This is a genomic window from Pelagibaculum spongiae (assembly GCF_003097315.1).
Taxonomy (GTDB): Bacteria; Pseudomonadota; Gammaproteobacteria; order Enterobacterales; family Pelagibaculaceae; genus Pelagibaculum; species Pelagibaculum spongiae.
The window spans coordinates 289,484-315,474 of the sequence record NZ_QDDL01000004.1; the positions used below are offsets into that span (position 1 = coordinate 289,484).

Here is a 25,991-nt window from a genome sequence, read left to right on the forward strand (position 1 = left end):
AACCGTTAGGCATTTTCAGCACGGGTTTTAACTTGTTTCATTGCTGCAGGTGCTGCAGTAGCAACAGGCTTTTGCCTTTGCTTCTTCCATGCTGGCACTGAAGCAGGCTGAGCAATCGGTGCTGCAGTCGCTTGAGTTACAGGCGCATCAGAACGACTGGTCTTTATCTGACGCATCGCTGAATTTGCTGGCTTACTAGCAACCTGAACTGGTGCAGCCGCTGGCCGAGAAACCTGTGCTGGCTGAGCTTCAACTGCTGGTTTTTCAGACGAAGCTTGAGGCCTTCTGGTTCTAACCTGCTTAGATGCTGGGGCAGCAGGCTTTTTAGGCGCAACCGGCTTTTCAGCAGGTTTTGCTACTGCTTCAACAACTTCAGCTTTCGCTACAGGTTTTGGCCGGGGCTTGTTTACCACTTGCGCTGGCTTATTGACCATTGCTGGCGGTACATCAGCGTGTAGCATTTGCTCAGGATTGAACGCTTTCTTTTCAACCGAAACCGACTCGCTCGCCACTTCTTTGCGCTCTGAACTATCTAACTCAGGAGCAGGGTGTCTGCTGGCCTTTTGTCGTGGATGACGACGCTGGCGTGGCTGACGGTGCTCGCGAGGTTCACGAGCTGGCATTGCGGCTGGCTCTTCATCATCAACCGTGAAGGTGATTTCTGATGGTTTCTCAGTTTGCTGTTCAACAACTTGGCCGTCTTGCTGCTGGCCATCAACCTGTGGTTTTCTGGTTTGGCGGCGACGACGACGACCGTTTTCACGGCGCTCTTGTTGGCTTTCAGCTGATTCAGTTGCTTCCGGCTCAACTGCATTCGCTTCAACTGGCTGCAGACTTTCATCTGATTTTTGCTGATTGCGACGTTGATTGCGGCGACGCTCAGGCTTTTCCTGCGCTTGGAGCGGCTCGAAATCGACTTCTGCATTATTCTGAACTGCCGGGCTTTGCAAATCCTGCTGCTGCGGCTGATCATCTTGTTTGCTATTACGACGACGGTTGTTGCGACGACCGTTGTTTTCGCGCACTTCCTGTTCAGGCTGCGCTTGCTGCATCGGTGCATTATTCGTTTCAGGTTGACCTGAATTCTGCTGGCGCGGCTTACGGTTGTTGCGGCTACGACGTCCATCTTGCTGTTGCGCTTCAGTTTGCTCTTTATCTTGCGGAGCAACTGGCTGCTTGCGATTATTTTGGCGACGTGCCTTTTGACCGTCCTGATCTTGGTTGTTCTGGTCGCCATTACGATCATTATTGCGCTGACGATCACGATTATTGCCACGGCCTTGCTTGTTACGATTGCCGCGATCATTTCGATCATTTGTATTGCGTTTATTGGCAGGCTTGGCAGGTTTAGCCGGAGCTTCTTCTGCTTCACCAACAATTGCTGACCAAATGCGGCTAAACAAACCAGGCTTACCGGCTTTGGCGGCAGGCACTGCAGTAGGGATTTTCATTACTGGCTTGGCAATAGGTGCGACCAGCGCAGCTTGATTAACTGCTGGCTCATCACGACCAATGTTTTCTGGTTGCATTACCGGAGAAATCTCTGGTAACTCAGGTGCTTCTGCAAAGCTGTAAGAAGGACCATCATCTTCAGCAATCAAACCATCTTCACGTAACCGCTGAACTTCATATTCAGGAGTTAACATGTGAGGGTTTGGCACCACTAAAACAGATACTTGCTTACGCTTTTCTATCGCAGCTAGTTCTGATCTTTTTTCATTCAGCAGGTAGGTGCCGACTTCAACCGGAACAATCGCACGAATTTGTGTGGTTTTTTCTTTCATGCTTTCTTCTTCGATTAATCGAAGAATAGATAAGCTCAAAGATTCAACTCCACGAACGGTGCCTTGGCCAGAACAGCGTGGGCAAACGATCTTGCTGGACTCACCCAAAGAAGGGCGCAGCCGCTGACGCGACATTTCCAACAAACCAAAGCGAGAGATACGACCAACCTGAATTCGAGCCCGGTCCATGCGCAGTGCATCACGCATCCGATTTTCGACTTCACGCTGTGCGCGGGTAGGGCCCATATCGATAAAGTCAATAACGATCAAACCGCCGATGTCGCGCAAACGCAACTGCCGAGCAATCTCGTCACAAGCTTCCAAGTTAGTTGTAAGTGCCGTTTCTTCGATATCACTACCTTTGGTTGCCCGGGCAGAGTTGATATCAATAGAGATCAGCGCTTCAGTTGGATCGATCACTACCGAACCGCCAGAAGGCAGGCGAACTTCACGTTCAAAGGCAGTTTCGATCTGACTTTCAATCTGGAAACGGCTAAATAGCGGCGTGGTGTCCTGGTACATCTTGACCTTGTTCAAGTAGTCAGGACGTACCCGTGAGATATGCGCACGCGCTTTATCATAGGCAGTTTGACTATCGACCAAGATTTCACCGACATCTATTCGCAAATAATCTCTTATTGCACGGATAGTTACATCGCTTTCTTGATGAATCAAGAAAGGTGCGGAACGACCCGCGACCACCTTGCCAATTTCACCCCACAGGTTCAAAAGAATTTCCAGATCGTATTGCAGATCTTCGGCGCTACGGCCAACACCAGCAGTACGTACGATCAAGCCCATGCCGTCAGGAATGTTCAGGCATTCACGTGCTTCACGAATCTGAGTTCTTTCTTCACCTTCAATGCGACGAGAGATACCGCCAGCACGTGGGTTATTAGGCATCAGAACAATAAAAGAACCAGCCAAACTCACAAAGGTGGTTAATGCTGCACCCTTGCTACCGCGTTCTTCTTTGTCAATCTGTACGATGATTTCCTGGCCTTCTCTCAAGGCGTCCTTAATGCTGGGACGTCCCTGAAAATCCTTGCTAGGAAAATATTCGTGGGCCACTTCTTTTAACGGAAGGAAACCATGTCTATCGGCACCGTAGTTAACGAATGCAGCTTCAAGACTTGGCTCAATGCGCGTTACTTTACCTTTGTATATATTGGCTTTTTTTTGTGCACGGCCAGGTGCATCGATATCTAGGTCATACAACCGTTGGCCATCAACCATTGCAACGCGCACCTCTTCCTGGTGGGTTGCATTTATCAACATACGTTTCATCTAGTTTGGTCTCAAACTATGCCTTGGGGGATGCGCGGCATTAATTACATAGACCATCCTGGGGGGAACACGGCGACCTTTATAAAGAAGTCACTGCCGCTTGCCAGAGGACGTCTGACGTCAAAACTACTCTTATTTTTAGTTTCGTCATCACATGCAGCAGGTTTTGTCGTGCCTACTGCTGACCCCGTCGCGCTTCGCGTCAACAGGCATCAAAAATTCTGGCTTAGCCCCACGGATGGTTGCTTCGCATCAAACCTGTCAAGGCCAGGTTTATAGGGCCGCATTAAAACTTGCGGCAGCTGGGCTTTTCGCCTACATGTACATGCTTCTTTTTATTGCTGAAGCAATATGTACTTTGTTGTCTTAGTGCAGGGAATCTTCATCCTGCGGCCTGATGCCTCAAACTCATAATTGGAGTTGCAGTCAGGCTCGGCTAATATAGCAGGCTTTCAATAGCAGTAAAACTTTAGCTGCATCAGAGATAGTAGGTTAATGAGTTCGGAGTTGCAGAGCGTTCGCACACAAGTGCAAAAAGTTATCATTGATGAAGAGTATCAAGGTCAGAGAATTGATAACTATCTTATTAATTTCCTTAAAGGCGTTCCTAAAACGCTGGTCTACCGCATTCTTCGAAAAGGCGAAGTTAGGGTAAACAAAAAAAGAGTGAAGGCACCATATCGAATTCAGGCAGGCGACGAAATCCGCATTCCGCCGGTCAGAATGGCTGCTAAAGATGACAAGCCAAGCCTGCCATTGCAGCAAATTGCCTTCCTTGAAGACAAAATCATCTATGAAGATGACTATTTTCTGGTGTTGAACAAACCCTCGGGCATGGCTTCTCATGGCGGAAGCGGCATTGTGGTTGGGGTAATCGAAGCATTTCGCCAGCTACGCCCCAATGCCAAATCACTGGAGCTAGTTCATCGGCTGGATCGACCAACATCAGGTTGCATGGTGATTGCCAAACGCCGTTCTGCCTTGCGCTCGCTACAAGAACAATTGCGCGAGAAAAAAATGAACAAGCGCTACCACTGCTTGGTTCGTTCTGATTGGCCAGCCGACCGCAAAACGGTTAAAGCGCCTTTGCTGCGATTTTTAACCCGCTCTGGTGAGCGGATGGTTAAGGTAAGCGATGAAGGCAAGCCATCTGAAACTCGTTTTCGGGTGTTGAAGCATTACCCTAATGCCAATTTAATGGAAGCTGCACCACTAACAGGCCGTACCCACCAAATTCGCGTCCATTGCCAGCATGTCGGATTTCCAATTGCTGGTGATGACAAATATGGCCGGGAACAATTTAACCAGACCATGGAACAGAAAGGCTTGAAACGTTTGTTCTTGCATGCGGCCAAGTTGGAGTTTAATCATCCGGCAGATGAACGCCGAGTGAGCTTTGAAGCTGACTATGACCCTCAGTTACTTCAAGTGTTAGAACGACTGGAAAAATAATCTTGTCCGGATCACCCGCTGGGTCGCAGCAATTGGAGTAAGTTACGGCGCTTTTGAAAAATTTCAGTTTGCGCAATATGCTGACGCTTACACTGATGATGCTCAGCAGTTGCACAAATTGCGACTGAATGGCTCGTACAATGGCGCAGCCCAATATTTAACAAAGGAAATAATAAATGAATCCAAATGACGGAGGTTCTATGCAACAACCTCAAGGACCAATCCATGGGCAAGATGATTGGGCGCGCCAAGCATTGGAAAAACTAGCATCCAACGCACTTGACGAGCAAAAACGCAGTCGTCGCTGGGGTATATTTTTCAAAACATTAACCTTCGCTTATTTGTTTATTATTTTGGGCTTTATGGTTTCCGCATCACCGGGTTCTGAAGATCGTCCGGTGACTCGACCCCATACTGCATTAGTTGAGCTACAAGGCGCGATCATGCCCGATGGCCCGGTTACTGCTGACGATTTAAGCAGCAGCCTACGTAAAGCTTTTGCTAACCCAAATTCCAAAGCAGTTATTTTGCGAGTAAACAGTCCTGGCGGCAGCCCCGTTCAGGCTGGCCGAATTTCTGATGAAATCAAAAGACTCAAAGCTGAATACCCAGATAAAAAGCTATATGTAGTTGCCGATGAAACCATGGCTAGTGCGGCTTATTATGTGGCAGCAGGTGCCGACGAAATTTATGCCGACAAGGCAAGCTTGGTCGGTTCAATTGGCGTCCTGATGGACACCTTTGGCTTTGTCGATACCATGAAACTACTTGGTGTTGAACGTCGGTTAATTACTGCAGGTGAAAACAAAGGCTTCCTTGATCCGTTCTCACCGTTATCTAGCAAACAAAAAGCCTTCGCTGAAAAAATGGTGGCAACCATACACCAGCAATTTATTAGCGTGGTTCGTGAAGGTCGCGGTGATCGTTTAAAAGAAAGCCCGGAAATTTTCTCAGGCTTAGTTTGGTCTGGTGAAGATGCCTTAGCGCTTGGTTTGATTGACGGTTTAAAGAGCACAGGTCAAGTGGCTCGAGATGTTGTTGGTGAAGAACGTATTGTTAACTACACCCAGCAAGAAGATGTATTTGAACGCTTTGCCAAGAAAGTAGGTTTAGGCGTGGCGCAAGCTATGGCTACTGGTCTGGCACAATTTTCTGCCAATAGTGAAACCCGTATTCGCTAAGATTTGATGGTTGAAAATTTAAAGGCAGAGCTTAATCGCTCTGCTTTTTTTATTTCAGGGGCGCAATGTATTTCGCAAAGAAGCCGGATGCTGGTGCGACATTTTCTATTAGCTACTCTGCTTTAATGCTTGATTGTTTAGAGTTCGCGCTTATATCTTTAGTAACCTTGATATCATCCTCGAGAAACAACTTAAAAATTTTTAGCGACTTAAGAAGATAGTTGCTTTTAAAGTCAGAGGTTATTAACACCTTAACTCTTAAATTAAATAATTTTTTTAAAATTTCAGAATGCCGATCTCTGTGCTCGCGATCTTCCTCATATTCAAAATTAAGCATCACTTTTTCTTCTTCAGCAAAATGCTCACTAAAGCAGCGAATCAAGCAATCTAATTCTTGGATAAACTTTTTAGCATTGAATTTCTGCTTAAGAGCTAAATACCCGAGTGAATTTAAGCCACTAACTAACCCTTGATGCTGGGCATCTATCCTGGCTATCCCCGTCAGGCATGAGTCGCTCCACTCGATGAGGGGGTTGTTAATTTCCACGTTAATTCCAAGGTTATTTAGAGTTGCTGAAGTCAACGTAGTCCAGTCACACAAAAATACGATTGAAAGTAGGCATGCTTAGTGAATAAATCGCAGATGAAGCCGTCTTTGAGTTCAAACTGTGAATTTCGTCAAAAAAGTGATTGTTTTTATGGTAATCAAGATAAAGCATATCCCTCTTGGCGCAGCATTTCGCATAACCGAATTAACGGCAAGCCAACCAAAGTATTAGGATCATCTCCACGCATATAGCGAAACAAGCTAATGCCTGCACTTTCACATTTGAAGCTGCCAGCACAATCATAAGGCTGGTCTTTTTTTAGATAACGATCAATTTCAGCTTCATCCAACTGACGAAAACCAACGTGAAATGTTTCTACTGATACTTGAGCTTGACCCGTTTGTGTATTGAGCAAGCACAATCCGGTGTAAAAGATGACTTCTTTACCGCTAACGCTAAGTAGTTGTTGTGTGGCATTTTGGTGGTTGCCTGGCTTTCCTAGAATCTGTCCATCACAATATGCCAGCTGATCTGAGCCAATAATCAGTGAATTAGCAAAACGGTTGTTGAGAGATTGTGCTTTTCCTTGTGCCAATCGACCAACCGCAGCCTTTACTGATTCATTGGTAGTTAATGTTTCATCAAATTGCGGTGAAGCCGTTTCGAAATCGCTAACAAGCTTTTCTAGCAAGGCTTTTCGATAAGCCGAGGACGACGCCAAAACCAATCTTAGGCGGTTGTTTTTAACTTCGGTCATTGTGCTAAGTCCGAATATCATCATTTGGCCACAGAAAATGCATGATAGCGATTGCGTTGGCAAGGCCTAGTCGCTATCATTCCGCGCCTATGAAATCAGAGATACTACTCGACCAACTGGATCCTGTTCGCTTTGCTCTTAAGGAGCGCGATACTGCCGGTGGGATAGAACTTTCTTCACTTAAACGCCTATCTGAGCTTTTGCACAGTACTGACGGTTTAGTAGAAGCACGTTTCAGTTTTAGTCGAGAAGGCAAAAAGATCGCCATTCGTGGCGATATGAAGGCACAGTTGAAACTGGTTTGCCATCGTTGTGGCGGCCCGGTTGATTTTTCTGTGGAAGGTCAGGTTGCAGTAAGCCCGGTTACTACCGAAGCTGACGAGCCTGAACTACCAGAAGGACTTGAGCCGGTGTTAATGGTTGATCGCGAGATCTCCCTTTGGCAAGTGGTTGAAGATGAGATACTGCTGGCTTTACCGCCGATTCATCGCCATGAACAAGGTGAATGCGGCGACCTTATTAGCTTTACTTGTGACGCTAATAAAACACCGGTTAAGAATGAGCGGGAATCTACATCAGATAATCCGTTTGCAATTTTAAAATCGCTGAGAAGCGAAGACTGATATTTTCAGGAGTAAGATAAATGGCTGTTCAACAGAACCGCAAAACTCGCTCAAAGCGTGGCATGCGCCGCTCTCATGATGCTCTGACTACGCAAGCTCTGTCAGTAGACAAGACTAGCGGTGAGACCCATCTGCGTCACCACGTGAGTCCTGAAGGTTTTTATCGTGGCAAGCAGGTTATCCAACCTAGCAGCACCGAAGAATAAGCCTTGCAGGCTCCAGCAATTGCGCTGGACGCGATGAGCGGGGACCACGGTCCCCGAATCATCCTCCCAGCTGCCCTAGAGATCCTCAAAAAATATCCTGATATTCGCCTGATCCTGGTTGGTCATGAAGACAAACTCAGGGCAGAGCTGCCTGACACCCCTTTCGCTGACCGACTGGTCATTCACCACGCAGAGCAAGTTGTAGAAATGGATGATTCCGTTTCGGTCGCTTTGCGTAGCAAAAAACAGTCTTCCATGAGAGTCGCCATTAACCTTGTTAAAGAGGGTAAGGCTGCTGCGTGCGTCAGCGCAGGGAATACGGGCGCTTTAATGGCGGTTTCACGCTTCGTGCTGAAAACCATCAGAGGTATCGATCGTCCGGCAATTATTGCAACAGTTCCTACAGCCATTAGTCACACTCATGTGCTGGATCTGGGGGCTAACGTTGATTGCACGGCAGAACATTTGTTGCAATTTGCACTAATGGGCTCAGTTTTGATTTCTGAAACAGAAAACAAACCCAATCCAACAGTAGCGCTATTAAACATTGGTTCTGAAGATATTAAGGGTAACAGTGTGGTCAAGCAGGCATCTGCCTTGCTGGAGCAAGAATCATCCCTTAATTACACCGGTTATATTGAAGGCAATCAGATTAATCATTCTGATATTGATCTGGTAGTTTGCGATGGTTTTGTTGGTAACGTGGCACTGAAAACCAGTGAAGGCGTCGCTAAATTCATCGCTAAAGTATTAAAAAAACAGTTTAACCGCGGCATTTACAGCCGTCTGATTGGCTTGCTTGCATTGCCAATCTTAAAACGACTAAGCCGTGAAATTAATCCTGATGAATACAATGGTGCCAGCCTAGTTGGCTTGCGCGGCGTTGTGGTAAAAAGCCATGGTGGGGCAGGCGTTAAAGCTTTCTACCATGCGATCGAGACCGCGATTACCGAAGCGCGTCAAGATCTACCTGCCAGGATTGAAGAAAAATTGCCCAATCCATAAGGGTCTACTGCGATTATGACTAAATTTGCATTTGTATTTCCCGGTCAGGGCTCACAAAGCCTCGGCATGCTGTCAGAAATGGCAGAGAGCCAGCCGATTGTTCAGCAGGTTTTTGCCGAAGCTTCGCAAGCATTAGGTTATGACCTTTGGCAGGTATGTCAGGAAGATGCCGACATGCTGAGCCAAACCCAGCATACTCAGCCAGCTTTACTGGCCGCCAGTGTTGCGCTTTATCGCGTATGGCAGCAAACCTCTGGCGAGCAACCGGTTGCTTTAGCCGGTCATAGCTTAGGCGAATATTCCGCCTTGGTATGTGCTGGTGTGATTGACTTTAAAGAAGCTATTCAGCTGGTACACTTGCGTGGTCAGTTAATGCAACAAGCCGTTCCAGAAGGAAAGGGCGCTATGGCGGCCATTCTCGGCTTAGACAATGCTGTGATTGAACAAACCTGCGCAGAACAAGCGCAAGGCGATGTGGTTTCAGCAGTTAACTACAACGCTGTAGGTCAGGTAGTAATTGCTGGTGAAAAAGCAGCGGTGCAACGTGCGGCAGCAGCTTGTAAAGAATTAGGCGCAAAAAAGGTAGTTGATCTGCCGGTTAGCGTCCCTTCTCATTGCGCTTTAATGAAACCAGCTGCTGAAAAACTGGCAGAGAAAATGTCAGCTTTGACTTTTAATACGCCTGAAATCACTGTGATTCATAATGTTGATGCGCAGCCTCGCCAAGAAGCTGACTCAATTCGCCAGGCATTGGAGCAACAACTGTTTTCACCGGTTCGCTGGGTAGAAACCGTTGAGGCCTTGCATGGTTTAGGCGTTGAAGTACTGGTTGAATGTGGTTCCGGCAAAGTTTTGTCTGGCTTAACTAAGCGCATCGTTCGTGGTTTGACTGCCGGCAGCATTGAAACACCTGCTGGATTGGAAAAAATGACTACGATGGTTAATGGCTAAGGCTTTTGCCCATTAACTAGTTAACTAATACATAGGAAAGCAAAATGTCTGAGCAAAGAGTTGCATTAGTAACTGGCGCTAGCCGCGGTATTGGTCGCGCAATCGCGATTAAGCTTGCTGGGGAAGGTCACCAGGTTATTGGAACTGCAACCAGCGCTGCTGGCGCGGAGAAAATTTCCGCATATTTTGCAGAGTTGGGCCTGAAAGGTTGTGGCAAAGTGCTTAACGTCACTGAGCCAGAAAGCATTACTGGCCTGATCTCTGAAATCACCACTGAATTTGGTGCACCGGCTATTTTGGTTAATAATGCGGGTATTACTCGCGACAACTTGCTGATGCGCATGAAAGATGATCAGTGGGACGACATTATCCAAACTAACTTGAGTTCAGTTTTCCGCCTTAGCAAAGCTTGTATGCGCGGCATGATGAAAGCACGTTGGGGCAGAATTGTCACAATCGGTTCAGTCGTTGGCCAGATGGGCAACGCAGGACAAACCAATTATGCTGCTGCTAAAGCAGGTTTAATCGGTTTTTCTCGTTCATTAGCAAAAGAAATCGGTAACCGCGGTATTACAGTTAACGTAATTACTCCAGGTTTTATTGATACCGACATGACTAAAGAATTATCTGAAGAGCAACGCAGCGCATTACTTGCGAATGTTAGCGTACCGCGCTTTGGACAGCCTGAAGAAATCGCGCATACTGCGGCGTTTCTGACGTCTGAAAATGCCGGTTACATCACTGGCGAGACCATTGCAGTTAACGGTGGTCTCTACATGGGTTAATCCCGTCATGTTGTGAGTTAGATTTACAATAGACCGCTTGCAACTTTAAATTGTTTCAATAAAATAGCATCGCAGCTCTCAGCTGCGATCTACTAGAGGAAAAGATTAATGAGTACTATCGAAGAGCGCGTAAAAAAAATCGTTGTCGAGCAGCTGGGTTGTAAGGAAGAAGATGCTAAAAACGAAGCTTCCTTCGTTGACGATCTAGGCGCTGACTCCCTAGATACTGTTGAGCTGGTAATGGCTCTGGAAGAAGAATTCGAAACTGAGATTCCTGACGAAGACGCAGAGAAGATCACTACTGTTCAGCAGGCTACCGACTATGTACTGGCTAACCAGTAATTAGTGCCTGACTGAAAAGTCTAAACGGGGCTGCTTTTTGCAGCCCCGTTTTGTTATACCCAAACCACTTTAAGGTGCAGGATTCAGCTGGAATTAGAAACGTCTTTAGGCGAGACGTTGATTGAAGTTAATGGTCGTTCTCTTTTCAAAATCAACAACGAAGTATAAAACGTTTCTAAACCAGCCCTTTGGGGATCTCTGAGCAAACCCTGCTCATTGTTACCTCTCTTTTTAAGGGAACAACCATTACTAAAAAGAGCTGCCTTGATCATGATTCGCTCAGAGATCCTGAACGCACATCTTGAAATGGCTTGGGTATATGAAGCAAGTAAAAACAAATAGATAACTAGCAAAGATGACAAATCTCTTGAACTCCAAATCTGCAACTGCGTTATATAACGGCCAGCGGATTGAAACACCGCCATTAACACGCGCCTTTTGTTTTGGCGATGGCTGTTTTACCACCCTGAGGTATCAAAACAATCGCTTTATACTGCTCGCACAACATATTCAGCGCTTGCAGCGTGATTGCCGAGCATTAAAAATTACAGCGCCAGATGCTGCTGAAATTATTCGCCAGCTAGAACACATTCAACCTGAATTAGCCGAGCAAGCAATTTTACGAATCACCGTTAGCCGCGGCATGACCCAAAGAGGCTACCAACCAGATTTACAAGCCACGCCTGAATTGCTCATTCAATGGTTTGCCGCGCAACCGCTAAAACAGCAGTCGATTGCGGGCTGGTTATCTGACTATCGTTTGTCATCTCAACCGGCACTGGCCGGTATCAAGCACCTCAATCGGCTGGACCAGGTAATGGCTAGCGCCCACACGCCGGTAGGTAAAGAAGCGATTATGCTCGACCAACAGGGCTATTTGGTTGAAGGGCTCAGCAGCAATCTTTTTTGGCGTAAAGGCCAGAAATGGTTTACTCCGGAATTAACAAGCTGCGGCGTACACGGTGTTGCCCGAGAATGGTTAATTAACCAATTAGACCAGCAATTAAACCTGATATGCGCTTTGCCAGAGCAGCTTTTTTCTGCCGACGAAGTGATTGTTTGCAATGCCGCTCAAGGTATTCGAAAACTGGAAAGCCTCAATGATCAAGCATTAGGCACCGGCACTGAATATCAGCACTTGCAGCACAAACTGATGGACCATAAATAGCCATATCTGGCCCAGAGAAAGAGTTTAACCTTGAAAAAAAACCTGATTGTAAAAATTGCTGCTATTTCATTACTATTTATCAGCTTAGCTTTTGGCTGGATGTGGCAAGAATTTAATTTATTCAAAAATACACCGCTGAATTTTCCAATGCGCTCGGTTGAGCTAACGGTTAGCAATGGAAGTAATCTCAGTCGAGTTGCCCAAGACCTACAGCAAAAAGGTTGGATCGAAAAAGCCCTTTATCTAAAGCTACTGGCAAAACTACAAGGCAACAGTCATTCAATTAAAGCCGGTAGCTATTTATTGCCATTTGGTATTACACCTGAGCAATTCTTACAAAAACTGGTGAAGGGCGATGTCATTCAGTACCCCATTACGCTGGTCGAAGGCTGGAGCTTTCGCCAAATGTTGCGAGCAGTACAAAGTCATTCCAGAATCAAAGTGACCCTCAAAGGGTTATCTAATCAGCAAATCATGGAAAAACTGGGGCAGGGTGACCGCCATCCGGAAGGTTTGTTCTTGCCTGATACTTATTTGTTGTCAGTTGGTGATAGCGACTTAGATATTTTAAAGCGCTCATATAATGCAATGCAGGTATATTTGGATAAAGTCTGGCCAAAGCGTCAGGAAGATCTGCCGATTAAAACGCCTTACCAAGCTTTGATTCTGGCTTCGATTGTTGAAAAAGAAACCGGCTTAGCTTCTGAGCGCCCTGAAATTGCAGGGGTGTTTACCCGCCGAATGCAAAAACGGATGCGATTGGAAACTGACCCAACGGTTATTTATGGTTTAGGCGATACTTTCGACGGCAATATCACCCGAAAGCATTTACGACAAAGAACCGATTACAACACTTATGTAATTCGAGGCTTGCCGCCAACACCTATCGCACTGCCGGGTCGCGAAGCGATTGATGCCGTGTTACATCCGGCAGAAGGAAAATCGCTATTCTTTGTCGCAACCGGTAACGGTGGTCACAAGTTTTCCGATAACCTTAAGCAGCATAATCGTGCGGTCCGTAAATATCAGCTCAAGAAATAACAGCTGGTCATTATTTTATTCCAGAGAACTGACGGCATGACGATCAATTGCATGGCTACCAATTCTCACTACAGATAGAAGATCGAATGAGCCACGGAAAATTTATTACATTTGAAGGTATTGAAGGCGTTGGTAAAACAACCAACATCGATTTTGCTAAAGCATGGTTGGAAGATCGCGGCATCACCTGCCATTTAACGCGCGAACCTGGCGGCACGCCTCTGGCTGAAGAAATTCGCCAGCTGCTGCTGGTGCATCGCGATGAAAAAGTCAGCCCGTTATGTGAAATGTTGCTGTTCTTTGCTTCACGTGCACAGCACCTAGCAGAAAGAATTAAGCCTGCTTTGGATCGCGGTGAATGGGTAATTTGTAGTCGATTTACCGATGCCACTATGGCTTATCAATGCTATGGCCGCGGAATGGATCTGCAAATGGTGCAGCAGCTAGCACAAATTACCCATGCTGATTTAATGCCCGACACCACCATTTTGCTTGATGCACCAGCCGAAGTGGGCATGCAGCGTGCATGGGACAGAGGTGAGACCGATCGCATTGAACAGGAAAAAATTGATTTTTTCCAACGGGTTCGCGAAGGATATTTGAAAATGGCCCAGCAAGAACCCAATCGTTATCAAACGGTCAATGCTGACCAGCCATTGCTTGATGTACAAATAGATCTAGCGAAAACATTAGAAAGCTTGATCCAGGAGCACTTAATTTGACGCTGGCGGCACTTCCTCCCTGGTTAATCGAACAATGGCGACAATTACGCAGTGATCGTCAGCACCACGCTATTTTATTGCAAGGCGTTGAAGGACTGGGCAAGCGATTACTGGCGGACCATTTATCTGCCGGAAAATTATGCGCCGCGCCGAGCCCTGATGGCTTTGCTTGTGGCCAGTGCAAAAGTTGCCATTTGATTCAGGCAGGCAGTCATCCCGATTTAGTGATTATTGAGCCAGACGGCAAGCTGATTAAAGTTGATCAAATTCGAAAATTGATTGGTTTTGTCACTTCAACCTCCAGCTATGGCCGCGGCAAAAGCGTACTGATTCAGCCAGCAGAAGCGATGAATATTGCTTCGGCCAACGCATTGCTTAAAACGCTGGAAGAACCTAATGGCGATTGCAGTCTTTTGTTGGTTGCCCAACAACCGATGCGCTTACCAGCAACAGTGCGCAGCCGTTGTTTACAGCTACATATTCATGCGCCGTCAATTGAGCAAGGCTGCCAATGGCTGACTCAAGCACATCAAGTTGACCCGCAGCAGGCCGCTACCGTTTTAGCTTCCTGTCATCAGGCGCCATTTGTTGCATTGGATCGAATCAACAACGGTTTTTTGCAGCAAAGAAATAATTTGTTTGAATTGTGGAACCAGTTACTGTTTCAAAAATTAAATCCGATTACATTAGCTGAGCAAGTGAAGTCGGAATCACCAGATCATCTTTTGTTATTGATCAGCCAGTGGTTGCAAGATTTGATTCGCTTGAGTCAGACCAATAATGCTTCGACAGTCAGATTACAACAGCCAGATTTGCTAAAAAGTTACCAACAATTGCCAATGGTCAGCTCGAAAGCACTGCACATGCTACTTGAGCAAACCTTGCAGTTGTCAGCGGCCTTGGCAAGCGGGCAAAATCCTAATCTGCAAATTGCGCTAGAGAGTCTGTTCACATCACAGACTAAACAATTTCAAACTCGCCCATTCAGCGTATAGACTGTGGGTAATGGAATAATCTAATTGTGAGATGGAAACATGAGTGCCAATTCAGCGCCTAAGCCAGGAACACGTCACGGCATACTCTCGCTAACCATAAAGGACAAGGCCGTTCTATATGCCGCATACATGCCTTTCGTACAAAATGGTGGCTTGTTCATTCCAACGGTAAAACAATACCAATTGGGTGATGAAGTATTTATGCTGCTGAACTTAATGGAAGAAACTGAAAAATTACCGGTCGCCGGTAAAATTGTCTGGATCACCCCTCGCGGTGCCCAAGGCAACCGTGCCGCAGGTATCGGTGTTCAGTTTAGCGCCCAAGATAATGGCTCCGCTCGCAACAAAATTGAAACTTACTTAGCCGGTGCGCTAGAGTCAGATCGCCCGACTCACACCATGTAGCAAGTAACCCGTTTTTTTATGCCATGGTGCTCAATAGGCACCATGGCATTTTTATTTGTGCAGGATATTTTTCATGTTGGTTGACTCTCACGCCCATCTTGATCGATTAAAACTAAATAAATATGACGGCTCGCTGGAAAAGGCGCTTGATGCGGCCAAAGAGCAGGGTGTCGATCATATTTTATGCGTTGGCATCGATCTGAAAACTTTTCCTCAAGTGCTAAAAATCGCTGAAGATTATGACTTTGTCAGCGCCTCGGTCGGCGTTCATCCTTTACAAGATGAAGATGAAACCAATCAGAATGAACTAGCGCCGACAGTCGAAAAACTCGTTGAGCTGGCACAGCATCCTAAAGTGGTTGCGATTGGTGAATCGGGGTTGGATTATTACTACAGCCAAGATCACAAACAACAAATGCAGCAGTGGTTTACCACCCATATTCACGCAGCAGTTCAGTTAGATTTACCATTAATTGTTCATACTCGAGAAGCACGAGAAGATACGATTCGACTATTGAAGGAAGCGGGTAAAGGTAAACTTCGCGGTGTATTGCATTGTTTCACCGAAAGTTGGGAAATGGCCGAGCAAGCGTTAGCGCTAGGCTTTTATATTTCTTTTTCCGGCATTGTTACTTTCAAGAACGCCGAAAGTTTACGCGATGTCGCCAGGCAAGTACCGGCCGATCGAATTCTGGTTGAAACTGACTCCCCTTATTTAGCGCCAATCCCATTCCGCGGTAAACCTTGTGAGCCGGCTTTCGTTCGTAATACTGCAGAATTTCTAGCTGAATTACGCGGTGAAAGCTTCGAAACTTTTGCCAAACAAACCACTGAAAACTATTACCGGTTATTCAGCAAATCGGCTAAGTAAATAGATTTAAACAGCAGCGGGGTTGGGATTTAAGGCTGAGCTTTAGAGCGGAGCTCTGACTCAATCCCGCTTCAGTTGATCAATCACCGCTTTAATTATTTGTACTGCTTGCTCAAGTTTTTCGCTCGAATGATAAAAATGTGGTGCTAGCCTTATGCCGCCGCCACGACAAGCACAAACCACACCGGCATTCATCAGTTGCTGATACAACAATTGACTGTCAATTTGATGATGCTTAAAAACCACAATCGCTGTGTGTTGCGATAGCGCACCGGTATTTTCCAGCACCGTCACTTCAGTGATCTGCTTTAACTGTTGTGCCAAATAATTCCTATGGCCAATCGCCTGTTGGCTTATTTTAGCAATGCCAATATCTAGTAATAATTTTAAGCTGGCATTTAGCGCATGGATTCCCAAAGTATTTGGGCTGCCACATTCAAAGCGGCGACCATTGCTAGCTGGCTGCCATTGTTCGGCTTGATAATTGCCGAAATCTTCGGCCATATGCCAACCAAACTGAGTTAACTTCAGTTGGTTTCTTAATTCCGCTCGGCAATAAAACAGACCGATACCTTCTGGGCCAAGCATCCATTTATGGCCGTCAGCCATCACAAAGTCGGCTTGAATTTTCTGCACGTCCATCGGGTGTAAACCAATCGACTGAATGGCATCGACACAAAATAAAATACCCGCCGCTTTACACGCTTTGCCCAGTTTTTTCAGATCTAACCGCAAACCCGTCGCATACATAACCGAGCTAACCGAAAGCAGTTTTACTTGGCTATCGGCCAAAGCATTAATCAAATGTTCTTCTGGCCGATCGGCCAAACTCACTTCAATTAACTCAACGCCCCGACTTTTTAATACTTGCCACGGCATTCGGTTGGAAGGAAATTCTTGGTCGCTGATAATTATTTTGTCGCCGACCTGCCAATCAATTCCACTGGCTACAAACGATAAAGCTTCGCTAGTGCTTTTCACTAGACTGATTTCATCCGCCGTCGCATGAATCAGCCGAGCAATATTTTGTTTCAGTTGCTGCGATTGTTTTTCCCATTCGGGATAATTTTTTGCGCCGTAGGCAACATTTTCTGTCGCAAAAGCAGCCACTGCCTGACCGGTTACTTTTGGCCAAACACCGACAGCCGCATGGTTTAAGTAAATATGGGGCTGGCTTTGGTCGAACTGATCAGTAATCAATTGATCTATTATCGCAGCGTTATTATTTTTATCGGCAGAAAGGCTCATAACGGCTCAAGCTTTGTTTATTTGCAACTATCAAAGCTTGATTGCACCAAGCAGTCAATTCAATCAATTTTTAATTGTCTGGCAATGGTGTTTTTTATAGCCCGCTTCCTATCAATAATTTGATCATTTGCTACCATAAGCGCGACTGATTTCTAAAAGGATTTCCACTCGATGAAAATAAAAACATTAGTAGCACTAGCTTCTCTTTCATTATTAGTAGCTTGTGGCGGCGGAGGATTTGATGCTGGTGAAACGGGGAGTGGAGGAGGCAGTGGTGGAGGGACATTAACTCTGGAACATACATTAACTGCACCACTGGTAGGTGCGAATACGTTCGCAACATCAATCACCATTACTTCAGATACAGAAAAACAAGTAGCTCTTTTTTGGTCTGCTGATTCAGAGTTCAACGCTGCAGATAATTCTAATAAAATTTACAGCAATGTATGTTCTGGAACGTGCCTAAATACAGTACAAACCATTACTTGTTCAGTAACTGCAACCCCAACACTAACTTGCGGATTACCTAAAGATATTACTTTCGGTGCAGGCAATCTTATTGCCGTTAGTTGTGGCTACACAAACAACATTATTTACGATAGTTTCTTCATAAATAACAAAAACAACAAGTGCAGTATTAAGAGCGTTGGAATCACTTTCAATCCATAAAATCCCCAGCCTCTTGAATCTATTCAAGAGGCTGGCTTACCAAACAAGAAATCCTGTAAATCACACTTTATAAATCCGACGCAACAGCCTAATTTCCTTAACGCTTTTATTCTTAAAAAGCAGTGAAGGCAAAGAAACTCCCACAGCCAAACAAAGCACCACAAAAACGGTCACTAATCCATTGCTGGCAGTTTCAGCGACAATTTGAGGGTTAACATTTTGCTGGGTGCTAATGTCTAATAATCCCATCATAAAGCGATAGGCGTATATTCCCGGCACCATCGGAATAACCGCCGGCGCCATAAATACCGTGGTTGGCGTATGCACCCAATGGGCAAACTGAATTGCAACCACGCCCATAGAACACGACGCTAACAATGTTGCCAGCACCAGACTCAGCTCAGCCTCAAGCGCAAGTCCGCGAATGCCATATCCCAATGCTGCCAGCACAGCAACCGCCCAAAGTGTTCTGCGCGGCACGGTAAATAAGGTTGCAAAACCTAAAGCAGCTGCAGTGGCCCAGAAGATTTTTTCGATCAAAATCATATCCATTGATCAAGCTCCTAAAGCAGAGAGCAGGGCGTGGCTGAAAATAATGCCCAGCGCAATTGAAAAAGAAATCACGGTGCCTTGCATTGCGCGCCCCAAACCAAGGCTCATGTGGCCATGCATTAAATCAGTAATGCTATTGATCATCGGCACACCGGGAACCAAAAAGAGCACCGAGGTTGCGACGGCAATTTCTGAATGGGCAAGTGAGAACCCGGCCATGACTAATAATTGAGTACCCGCACCGGCAATCAAACTGGCAACAAACGATGCAGATGCCCAGGCAACCGCCAAATTATGTTGCTTACCTAATAAGTGATTTCTACAGACAAACCCGGTGGCACTGGCAATACCGGTAAGTACTACCGACAACATATCGCCACCAGCTACCCGACAAAATGCCATTCCAGCGACTGCAATCATAAAAATCACCAGCAACTTCGGATAATGAGGAATCGCTGATATTCGTTGTAACTCGAGCTCAATTTCATCCAGCATTTCAGCTAGCGGCTTTCCATTAGCTTCTGAAGTATTCCAACTCAAGCGACTAATTGCAGAAACAATACTTAGCTGAACACCGTAACTGGTGATTTTCTTGAAAACGGTTATTGGCAAGTGACCTGGATCTTGAAGGCTTAAGGTGATGCCCGATAAAGAAAAAAAAGCTTCTACCTTAAAACCTAAAGCTACAGCAGTGCGCTGAAGGTTTCTTTCAACTCGCTGGGTATGAGCACCTGCGGCCATCAGCATGGCGGCAACATCTAGTAGTAAATAAGCAGTACGTTGCTTGAGCTGAGAATGAACTTCTTGGGCCATAGTGTCTAATCGTTAAATGAACCTGGTTATTTTACCCAGCAATTGCCGACAATCAGAGCTAACACCGAAACATTATCAACTATGTTTTTGACCAACAGCAAGCCTGACATTGGGTAAGATCATGAATGTGCTTTAACTTACCAACTGTAAACATCTGCAAGCTTGTTATTTCTCGTGAAATCATACCTATACAATTTCGCATAATATGTATTATGTTAAATTGACTAATATTGACATCTAACGCAACAGCAGCCAGAACCCTGCTCTTGCAACAAAACCTGATACGCTCGCTTGCATGGCTGGCTGACTTGGCTAAGATTGCTGCCGAAGTTTGTTTTGAGCAACCTGCTTCGCCTGTTTGTTACAGCTGTTAATTTTGGAGTTCGCTTTGCCTGACTGTTCAATCGCCTCAACTGAAAACACCGGCCTAGATTCAATCGCAGGTATCGATGTGCTTTATCAAGATCAACATATTGTTGTGATAGATAAACCCGCTGGCGTGTTGTCTGTTCCGGGCCGAGTACTTAAAGACAGTGTGACCTCTCGCTTGCAACAAGCCGGGTTAGATGTGCTGGTAGTACATCGGTTAGATTGCGCGACTTCAGGTGTGATGATTTTTGCTCTAGATGCGGCTAGTCAGAAAAACCTCAACCGACAGTTTCAAGATCGCGTTCCAACCAAATATTACCAAGCACTGATTGCTGGCGAGTTATCGGCCGACGATGGTTTGGTTGATTTACCTTTAATCTGTGATTGGCCCAATCGCCCACTGCAGAAAGTTTGTTATGAGCATGGAAAGCCTTCGCAAACTATCTGGCAAAAACTGGAAAGTTTTCAGCTACAACAAAACCTGATTAACAGAATACTACTTAAGCCCATTACCGGTCGTTCACACCAACTTAGGGTACATATGAAAGCACTTGGCCACCCTATTCTTGGTGACGCGTTCTATGCAACCGATTCTGTAAAAGCATTGAGCGAACGTTTGTGTTTGCATGCCTGGAAATTAAAGCTGAAGCACCCGTTGACTGAAAACTGGATTGAGTTTGAAGCAAACTTGCCATTTTAACTGCGCTGATTTTCAGATGGTTTCAACCAGATAATTTTTTCTATTGACTCACCCTGGTGTTCTTCGGCCCATCCGGCATCGGTAAAATTTCGTTGGACCGCCAAGATCGAATCTCCATGCCGGTAAAAATCATCTAATTCATCTATTGATTGCAGCCCTGACAAAAATAACTATTACAAACCGCTGATCGTAAATCACTGGGCAAGGCACAACCTTTATTGGTGTGGTTGATGCAAGAATTAGTAATTGAAAGCTCAGGGATTTTTTCAAGATACAGATCGAATATTTGCTGCCTGGTAAGCGCGCCATCTTGTTGTTGCATGATGAGGTTACTAATCGTTTGTGCTTTAAGGTGTGCATGATCGGCTGCGCCACTACAACAGCTGCCTTTACATAACGTGCACAGCTCAATAAAGGCATCAGTTAGAAAACCATCAGTTTCAATAGCTGGATCATCATCGATAACTTCAGTGTTATCAGGCTCCAGCCTGGAGTAATCCAAAATCCCCTGATCAATTATCACTTTCAAATGTTGCTGATAACGCTCAATACGATCCTCGCCTGGCTCAGTCATTTCACTGTGATGATGTGGAATGGTGACCTGAAAACTGTTTTCCATACCTTTGTCATAAACTAGATGCCTTTTAAAGTGCTCAGAACATTTTGGGTTCTGACACGTTAACTGGCCTTCAGTCTTTTCCAACAATCTTGCGCCATAGATAACACATTGAATAATCAATCAATACCCTCCTGAGAGTACCTGTTCAGTAAGTAAAAGATAATAATTTCATCTAAAAGTCATATTTCAGTTGCTTGTCAGGCTCAGCTGGGTATATTGCCCGCACCGAATGGTCACCTCCTGTGTAACAAATGCTTGAAAAACTATTCAAACTTTCAGAACTCGGCAGCAATCCTCGAACTGAGATTATTGCTGGCTTTACCACTTTCCTCACCATGGCTTATATCATTTTTGTTAACCCGGCAATTCTAGCCGATGCAGGAATGGACCGTGGCGCAGTATTTGTTGCAACCTGTATCGCGGCCGCCATCGGCTGTTTTATTATGGGCTTGTACGCCAACTACCCCATCGCACAAGCACCGGGAATGGGGCTTAATGCTTTTTTCACCTACACCGTTGTATTGGATTTGGGTTATAGCTGGGAAGCAGCACTGGGTGCAGTTTTCGTTTCAGGTATTTTGTTCGTCTTGCTGTCTGCATTCAAGATTCGACAATGGATTATCAATGCCATTCCATTGCCATTAAGAATGGGTATTTCAGCGGGCATTGGCTTCTTTTTAGCACTGATTGCATTTAAAAATTCTGGCATTGTGGTTGATAATCCGGCGACCTTAGTTGGACTTGGCGACCTTACTGCGGTTGAACCTATGTTGGCTGCACTTGGCTTCTTCCTTACCATTGCATTGGTGAGTAGAAAGATTCCTGGCGCGGTGATGATTGCTATTTTACTGGTGACTATTGCCAGTATTTTGCTCGGAAAAACTGAGCTAGTAGTGCCAGTTTCTCTACCACCTAGCTTAGCGCCAACCTTTCTTGCAATGGACATTTCAGCCGCATTAGAAATTGGCATGCTCAGCGTAGTGTTTGCATTCTTGTTTGTTGATTTGTTCGACACCAGCGGTACTTTGGTCGCCGTAGCGCATCGAGCAGGTTTAATGAAGAAAGATGGCAGCATCCCACACCTGAACAAGGCGCTTATGTCGGATTCTCTAGCAACCGTTGCTGGTGCTGCGCTAGGTACGTCTACCACAACTAGTTATATTGAAAGTACTTCTGGAGTCGCTGCAGGCGGTCGAACCGGAATGACCGCATGCGTTGTTGGTATTCTGTTTTTGTTATGCCTGTTTTTATCGCCACTTGCAGGTATGATTCCACCCTATGCGACGGCTGGCGCATTGCTTTACGTTGCGGTGTTAATGACTTCAGGTCTGGTTGAAATTAACTGGGACGATATTACTGAGTCGGCACCGGTAGTAATCACTGCTTTGGCAATGCCCTTGTCATTTTCGATAGCAGAAGGTATTGCTCTCGGATTTATTAGCTGGGTCATGATCAAGGCCATGGCTGGACGTTTCAAAGAGCTTAATATCAGCCTTGTAGTGCTTGCCGTTGTTTTTATGGGTAAGTACGCATTTTTTTAAATCGAGGTAATTATACGGCATGAACAGTTGTGCTGACCTGATCAAGGAACAAGTTCGAAATGTTCCTGATTGGCCGGAGCCAGGCGTGATGTTTCGCGATATCACCACTATCCTGCAACGCCCGGACACTTTCCGTAAAGTAATCAACGCTTTCCTTGAGCGCTATGGCAATCAAGAAATTGACGTTGTGGCATGCATCGAAGCTCGCGGATTCATTCTTGGCGCGCCTTTAGCGCATCAGCTGGGCGTATCTATGATTCCTGTTCGCAAAGAAGGCAAATTGCCTTGGCGTACAGTTTCTCGTAGCTATGATCTGGAATATGGATCGGCTGTAATCGAAGTTCACGAAGACTCCTTCTCTGAAGGTCAACGTGTTCTGGTGGTCGACGACTTGATTGCAACTGGCGGCACTATGCTGGCAGCGTGTCAATTGGTTGAAGAGCTCGGTGCAACAGTAGTAGAAGCTGCTTCTATTATTGACTTGCCTGAGCTTGGCGGATCCGCCAAATTGAGAGACAACAACTACGCTGTTTACACTTTGTGTGATTTTAGCGATAGCTAAGTTGATCTTTCAAGATCGCTAAAGGAGCCAATGGGCTCCTTTTTTTTAACAATTTCATCATCCGACTATTTAAGTGTAATTTAGAAAAGCTGGCGATAACTAAAAACCCCATCACAATCACACCAGCTCGGCTCAGTATAATCCCAAGCTTCATTTGCATAATGCAGCAAGCACGGACTCGTCAATACTTTATAACCCAAATGAACCGCACCTTTAGATTGGTTTTTTTCAGCACTTGACTCAAAACCAACAGCTGTTGCCTTAACGCAACAGTCTGCCGAGTACCCCATTAAAAGGAGATAATCTCTACCTGGTTGGACTCCCATGATTTTCAGCATCTGCAAAAGGTTTGGACTCGTTATGCTATCAAATGGATTGACTCCTGATTTATTGCACACCCTGTTAACCAAAGTTAGCTGTTCAATGTTTACATTCTGCCCAATCACTATCTCATGCGTGTCATTGATAATTTTAGGATTCATAGAAATCATTAGTGTTGGCTGCTGAAGCCTTTTGAGGGTATGCAAAATTGATATTTGATTGTTTGTGATCATGTCATCACGATCAGATTCATCAATGATTACACCACATACTTTGGCTTCCTCTCTTAAGACCCCCAAAATTTTACTTTGAAGTGTACGTGGTTCTGTCTGAGCACTATTGTTTTGACTGTCCAACCCAAACCCTCTTTCTTTAAAATTGAATCAACCACTGCTGATCTATCACCAAAGGCTGGTAAGCAAAAATTGCATTCAGATGATGCAGCAATGCATGCTTGCCCTGCTCTTGCCACAGCATAGTCATCGAATCTTGTACTTTTTGATATAAAGCCAACAACTGCTTTAAATCCAGTTCAGTCGCTGACCTGGGGTCATCTTCCAACAGCTGTTGTTGCACTCTAGAACCCAGCAACCCCAGCCACATTCGTGAAACGCCATGAATATAAAATTGCCATTGCTGCTGTAAATCTTCCGGCCAAATAGGGTCTGCGCCCACCGCTAATAATGGCAAATCATTTTGTGGCAATACATCCAAAGATGCTGTTTCAATTACACCTTGCTGCTGTAATTCGTGCCAAATTGGTTGAGTGGCCAGCCAGATTTCTAAAGATTTAGCCTGCTCAGGCGTCACTAGAATTAACAAACTGAACCGATGACCGCCCTCTCTTAAAGCCCGACGATGAAAACGCCACAATTTTGGTGCTTCTCGTAAATCATCTAGCTCAGAGTCAATCAACCAAGGCCCTAAAACTTGATGTGCAAGTAATCCATCTAGCGACCAGTCTATTTTTTGACCCTGAGGCCAATGCCAAACCACTGCTAATTTGTACCATTGCTGGTTGGTTTGCTGATGGGTATTTTCAAATAGATTCAACGCACTTTGGTTCAGCTGAAAAACGGGCTGCTGGGCACATGCGCAAAGCATTAACAGTAGTGATATGACAAATATTTTTCTTATCAGCTTATTCATTGAACATCCATATTGTTCTTAATGAATAAATTGTAGCCAGCGCCACACGATAATATCTTTTATATCAATAGTGTTGATAATTTCTCACATGATTACGTTTGCGACTAAGCTCTACTGATCGATAACACAAGCTGCTAAAAAACAACACTTAGCCAAAGATGTTAAACGAGACACCAAGGACGACCAATAAGCCAAAGGATGCTGCTCATATTTTTCCTTAGAGGCCTTTAGAATGCTTTATCTTAGTCCATTACTTCTTCTTTTTACCTTGCTTTTCTCTTCGCAATCGTCAGCTGTCGCCCAGTTTTTCCCATACTCAGTGGACGATCACCATCGAATTGTTTTACTCGGTAGCAACAACCAAAAAAGCTGTTTAACAGCCAGTTACAGCAAAGCTAACTGGAGTCGACTATATTTCCAACCCTGCTCTTTCGCTTACAATCCACGCCAAGAATTTCTATTTGAGCCGCTTGATGATCCTGATCATTTCATGATTCGATCATTGCATACCAACAAGTGCTTCTACTACAACGAAAGAGATCCTTGGGTCAACATGTATACTTGTGGTGCTTGGTGGCGCGTTGATGGTCAAAAATTCCAGGTTAAATTTAACTCACCCAGTGGCCTGCTTTTGCTCGCAGCAAATTTCGAAGGCCCCGCCCCTACAATCACTGCAGATGGAACTCGCAGCAATAAAGCAGGGCTGGCTGCCGTAGCAAATATCAGAGAGAACCCAACAGAAAGCTTGGCGCAAAGAATTGTTTTTGAACGCTCCCCACAAAGATCTTTGCTGAGAAATCATGAGTTCGATTTAACAAAGAACTACACCATTTCACCACGATTGAATGCTGCTCTATGCTTAACTGTTCCAAATGCTCAAAGTCAGGTTCCTGCTTCGCAAATTCTCTGCGCAACAGATGCGGCGACAAAGAAACGCTTTACTTTTGAACCATTCGCCGGTTACTACCGAATCCGCATCGCCAATAATGATCTGTCTCCTTCAACCTTTTGCCTCGATTATAATATTGAAAGCGACAATCCATCATTGGTTCAAGCTGCTTGCAGCGACAAAGATAGCCAATTATTTGCGATTGAAAATATTCTTGATTATTCCGATCCGGTGCAGGCTTTTTTTATTGTTCCGGTAATGCAAACTCAACTCAGAATATTGGTGCCAGATATAATAGCCGAAACCGACTTGTCGATGGATTCTGAAACTTTTCTGGTATTACGTGAGCGTAGCCCCAAAAGCTCTGCAACTATGTTTAATTACTTAAGGCAGCATTTTCTGATAGAGAGCCCGCAAATGGATATCCCCCAATAGG

Annotated in this window: 28 protein-coding genes; 19 read left to right on the forward strand and 9 right to left on the reverse strand. The window is 45.3% G+C overall.

Features of this window, described 5'->3' with window-relative positions; all coding sequences use genetic code 11:
- Positions 1-5 precede the first annotated feature (5 nt).
- The gene (gene rne, locus DC094_RS11770) at positions 6-3,071 is read right to left on the reverse strand and encodes a ribonuclease E (protein WP_116687312.1); all 3,066 of its coding nucleotides are present in this window, start codon (positions 3,069-3,071) and stop codon (positions 6-8) included.
- 495 nt (positions 3,072-3,566) lie between these two features.
- On the opposite strand from rne, the gene rluC reads away from it, so the two are divergent.
- Both rluC and DC094_RS11780 read left to right on the forward strand, forming a co-directional pair.
- Entirely contained in the window at positions 3,567-4,523 is a 957-nt protein-coding gene (gene rluC / locus DC094_RS11775; RefSeq protein ID WP_116687313.1) for a 23S rRNA pseudouridine(955/2504/2580) synthase RluC, read from the forward strand.
- Between the two features lie 200 nt (positions 4,524-4,723).
- Complete coding sequence (locus DC094_RS11780; RefSeq protein WP_116687433.1) at positions 4,724-5,704, forward strand: S49 family peptidase; 981 nt, start codon at positions 4,724-4,726, stop codon at positions 5,702-5,704.
- A 112-nt stretch (positions 5,705-5,816) separates the two neighbouring features.
- Here the strand turns inward: DC094_RS11780 and DC094_RS11785 are convergent, their stop codons facing one another.
- Entirely contained in the window at positions 5,817-6,251 is a 435-nt protein-coding gene (locus DC094_RS11785) for a bacteriohemerythrin (protein WP_158527307.1), read from the reverse strand.
- A gap of 158 nt (positions 6,252-6,409) precedes the next feature.
- The gene (locus tag DC094_RS11790; RefSeq protein ID WP_133245531.1) at positions 6,410-7,009 is read right to left on the reverse strand and encodes a Maf family protein; all 600 of its coding nucleotides are present in this window, start codon (positions 7,007-7,009) and stop codon (positions 6,410-6,412) included.
- Positions 7,010-7,098: 89 nt separating this feature from the next.
- Here DC094_RS11790 and DC094_RS11795 point away from each other — a divergent pair, with 89 nt between their 5' ends.
- The 12 genes from DC094_RS11795 to DC094_RS11855 all read left to right on the forward strand — a co-directional run bounded on the left by DC094_RS11795 (position 7,099) and on the right by DC094_RS11855 (position 16,123).
- Positions 7,099-7,632 (forward strand): YceD family protein, encoded by a 534-nt coding sequence (locus tag DC094_RS11795; protein ID WP_158527308.1) that lies wholly within the window; start codon positions 7,099-7,101, stop codon positions 7,630-7,632.
- Positions 7,633-7,652: 20 nt separating this feature from the next.
- The gene (rpmF, locus tag DC094_RS11800) at positions 7,653-7,838 is read left to right on the forward strand and encodes a 50S ribosomal protein L32 (RefSeq protein WP_116687317.1); all 186 of its coding nucleotides are present in this window, start codon (positions 7,653-7,655) and stop codon (positions 7,836-7,838) included.
- Positions 7,839-7,841: 3 nt separating this feature from the next.
- The gene (gene plsX, locus DC094_RS11805; RefSeq protein WP_241504038.1) at positions 7,842-8,843 is read left to right on the forward strand and encodes a phosphate acyltransferase PlsX; all 1,002 of its coding nucleotides are present in this window, start codon (positions 7,842-7,844) and stop codon (positions 8,841-8,843) included.
- 15 nt (positions 8,844-8,858) lie between these two features.
- Positions 8,859-9,794 (forward strand): ACP S-malonyltransferase, encoded by a 936-nt coding sequence (gene fabD, locus DC094_RS11810; protein ID WP_116687318.1) that lies wholly within the window; start codon positions 8,859-8,861, stop codon positions 9,792-9,794.
- Positions 9,795-9,838: 44 nt separating this feature from the next.
- The gene (gene fabG, locus DC094_RS11815; protein ID WP_116687319.1) at positions 9,839-10,579 is read left to right on the forward strand and encodes a 3-oxoacyl-ACP reductase FabG; all 741 of its coding nucleotides are present in this window, start codon (positions 9,839-9,841) and stop codon (positions 10,577-10,579) included.
- A gap of 108 nt (positions 10,580-10,687) precedes the next feature.
- On the forward strand, positions 10,688-10,921 hold the full coding sequence (gene acpP, locus DC094_RS11820; protein ID WP_116687320.1) for an acyl carrier protein: 234 nt from the start codon (positions 10,688-10,690) through the stop codon (positions 10,919-10,921).
- 367 nt (positions 10,922-11,288) lie between these two features.
- A complete protein-coding gene (pabC, locus tag DC094_RS11830; protein WP_158527309.1) occupies positions 11,289-12,089 on the forward strand; it encodes an aminodeoxychorismate lyase in 801 nt (266 codons plus the stop codon).
- A gap of 30 nt (positions 12,090-12,119) precedes the next feature.
- Positions 12,120-13,130 carry an endolytic transglycosylase MltG gene (gene mltG, locus DC094_RS11835; RefSeq protein WP_206605639.1) on the forward strand — a complete coding sequence of 337 codons (1,011 nt, stop codon included), beginning with the start codon at positions 12,120-12,122 and terminating at the stop codon, positions 13,128-13,130.
- A gap of 86 nt (positions 13,131-13,216) precedes the next feature.
- Complete coding sequence (tmk, locus tag DC094_RS11840) at positions 13,217-13,852, forward strand: dTMP kinase (protein ID WP_116687322.1); 636 nt, start codon at positions 13,217-13,219, stop codon at positions 13,850-13,852.
- Positions 13,849-14,847, forward strand: a complete 999-nt coding sequence (gene holB, locus DC094_RS11845) for a DNA polymerase III subunit delta' (protein WP_116687323.1) — start codon at positions 13,849-13,851, stop codon at positions 14,845-14,847. Before tmk ends, holB begins: the two co-directional genes overlap by 4 nt.
- Before the next feature lie 39 nt (positions 14,848-14,886).
- Entirely contained in the window at positions 14,887-15,252 is a 366-nt protein-coding gene (locus tag DC094_RS11850; RefSeq protein ID WP_116687324.1) for a PilZ domain-containing protein, read from the forward strand.
- A gap of 73 nt (positions 15,253-15,325) precedes the next feature.
- On the forward strand, positions 15,326-16,123 hold the full coding sequence (locus DC094_RS11855) for a TatD family hydrolase (protein WP_116687325.1): 798 nt from the start codon (positions 15,326-15,328) through the stop codon (positions 16,121-16,123).
- Positions 16,124-16,183: 60 nt separating this feature from the next.
- Here the strand turns inward: DC094_RS11855 and DC094_RS11860 are convergent, their stop codons facing one another.
- Positions 16,184-17,371, reverse strand: a complete 1,188-nt coding sequence (locus DC094_RS11860) for an aminotransferase class V-fold PLP-dependent enzyme (protein WP_178030900.1) — start codon at positions 17,369-17,371, stop codon at positions 16,184-16,186.
- A gap of 171 nt (positions 17,372-17,542) precedes the next feature.
- Here DC094_RS11860 and DC094_RS11865 point away from each other — a divergent pair, with 171 nt between their 5' ends.
- The gene (locus tag DC094_RS11865) at positions 17,543-18,040 is read left to right on the forward strand and encodes a hypothetical protein (protein WP_116687326.1); all 498 of its coding nucleotides are present in this window, start codon (positions 17,543-17,545) and stop codon (positions 18,038-18,040) included.
- A 60-nt stretch (positions 18,041-18,100) separates the two neighbouring features.
- On the opposite strand, the gene DC094_RS11870 is transcribed toward DC094_RS11865, so the two are convergent.
- Entirely contained in the window at positions 18,101-18,592 is a 492-nt protein-coding gene (locus DC094_RS11870) for a threonine/serine exporter family protein (RefSeq protein ID WP_116687327.1), read from the reverse strand.
- 3 nt (positions 18,593-18,595) lie between these two features.
- On the reverse strand, positions 18,596-19,405 hold the full coding sequence (locus DC094_RS11875) for a threonine/serine exporter family protein (protein ID WP_116687328.1): 810 nt from the start codon (positions 19,403-19,405) through the stop codon (positions 18,596-18,598).
- 388 nt (positions 19,406-19,793) lie between these two features.
- Here DC094_RS11875 and DC094_RS11880 point away from each other — a divergent pair, with 388 nt between their 5' ends.
- Positions 19,794-20,474 carry a pseudouridine synthase gene (locus DC094_RS11880; RefSeq protein ID WP_241504039.1) on the forward strand — a complete coding sequence of 227 codons (681 nt, stop codon included), beginning with the start codon at positions 19,794-19,796 and terminating at the stop codon, positions 20,472-20,474.
- Positions 20,475-20,616: 142 nt separating this feature from the next.
- On the opposite strand, the gene DC094_RS11885 is transcribed toward DC094_RS11880, so the two are convergent.
- Positions 20,617-21,213 carry a hypothetical protein gene (locus DC094_RS11885; RefSeq protein WP_116687329.1) on the reverse strand — a complete coding sequence of 199 codons (597 nt, stop codon included), beginning with the start codon at positions 21,211-21,213 and terminating at the stop codon, positions 20,617-20,619.
- A gap of 131 nt (positions 21,214-21,344) precedes the next feature.
- On the opposite strand from DC094_RS11885, the gene DC094_RS11890 reads away from it, so the two are divergent.
- Both DC094_RS11890 and DC094_RS11895 read left to right on the forward strand, forming a co-directional pair.
- The gene (locus tag DC094_RS11890; RefSeq protein WP_116687330.1) at positions 21,345-22,634 is read left to right on the forward strand and encodes an NCS2 family permease; all 1,290 of its coding nucleotides are present in this window, start codon (positions 21,345-21,347) and stop codon (positions 22,632-22,634) included.
- Between the two features lie 19 nt (positions 22,635-22,653).
- Positions 22,654-23,196, forward strand: a complete 543-nt coding sequence (locus DC094_RS11895) for an adenine phosphoribosyltransferase (protein ID WP_116687331.1) — start codon at positions 22,654-22,656, stop codon at positions 23,194-23,196.
- Between the two features lie 80 nt (positions 23,197-23,276).
- On the opposite strand, the gene DC094_RS11900 is transcribed toward DC094_RS11895, so the two are convergent.
- On the reverse strand, positions 23,277-23,873 hold the full coding sequence (locus tag DC094_RS11900; RefSeq protein WP_116687332.1) for a cysteine hydrolase family protein: 597 nt from the start codon (positions 23,871-23,873) through the stop codon (positions 23,277-23,279).
- A gap of 16 nt (positions 23,874-23,889) precedes the next feature.
- Entirely contained in the window at positions 23,890-24,666 is a 777-nt protein-coding gene (locus tag DC094_RS11905; RefSeq protein ID WP_133245533.1) for a hypothetical protein, read from the reverse strand.
- 232 nt (positions 24,667-24,898) lie between these two features.
- Between DC094_RS11905 and DC094_RS11910 the strand changes: the two genes are divergently transcribed.
- Positions 24,899-25,990, forward strand: coding sequence for an RICIN domain-containing protein (locus DC094_RS11910; RefSeq protein ID WP_133245534.1), 1,092 nt, complete (start codon positions 24,899-24,901; stop codon positions 25,988-25,990).
- Position 25,991: the final 1 nt, after the last annotated feature.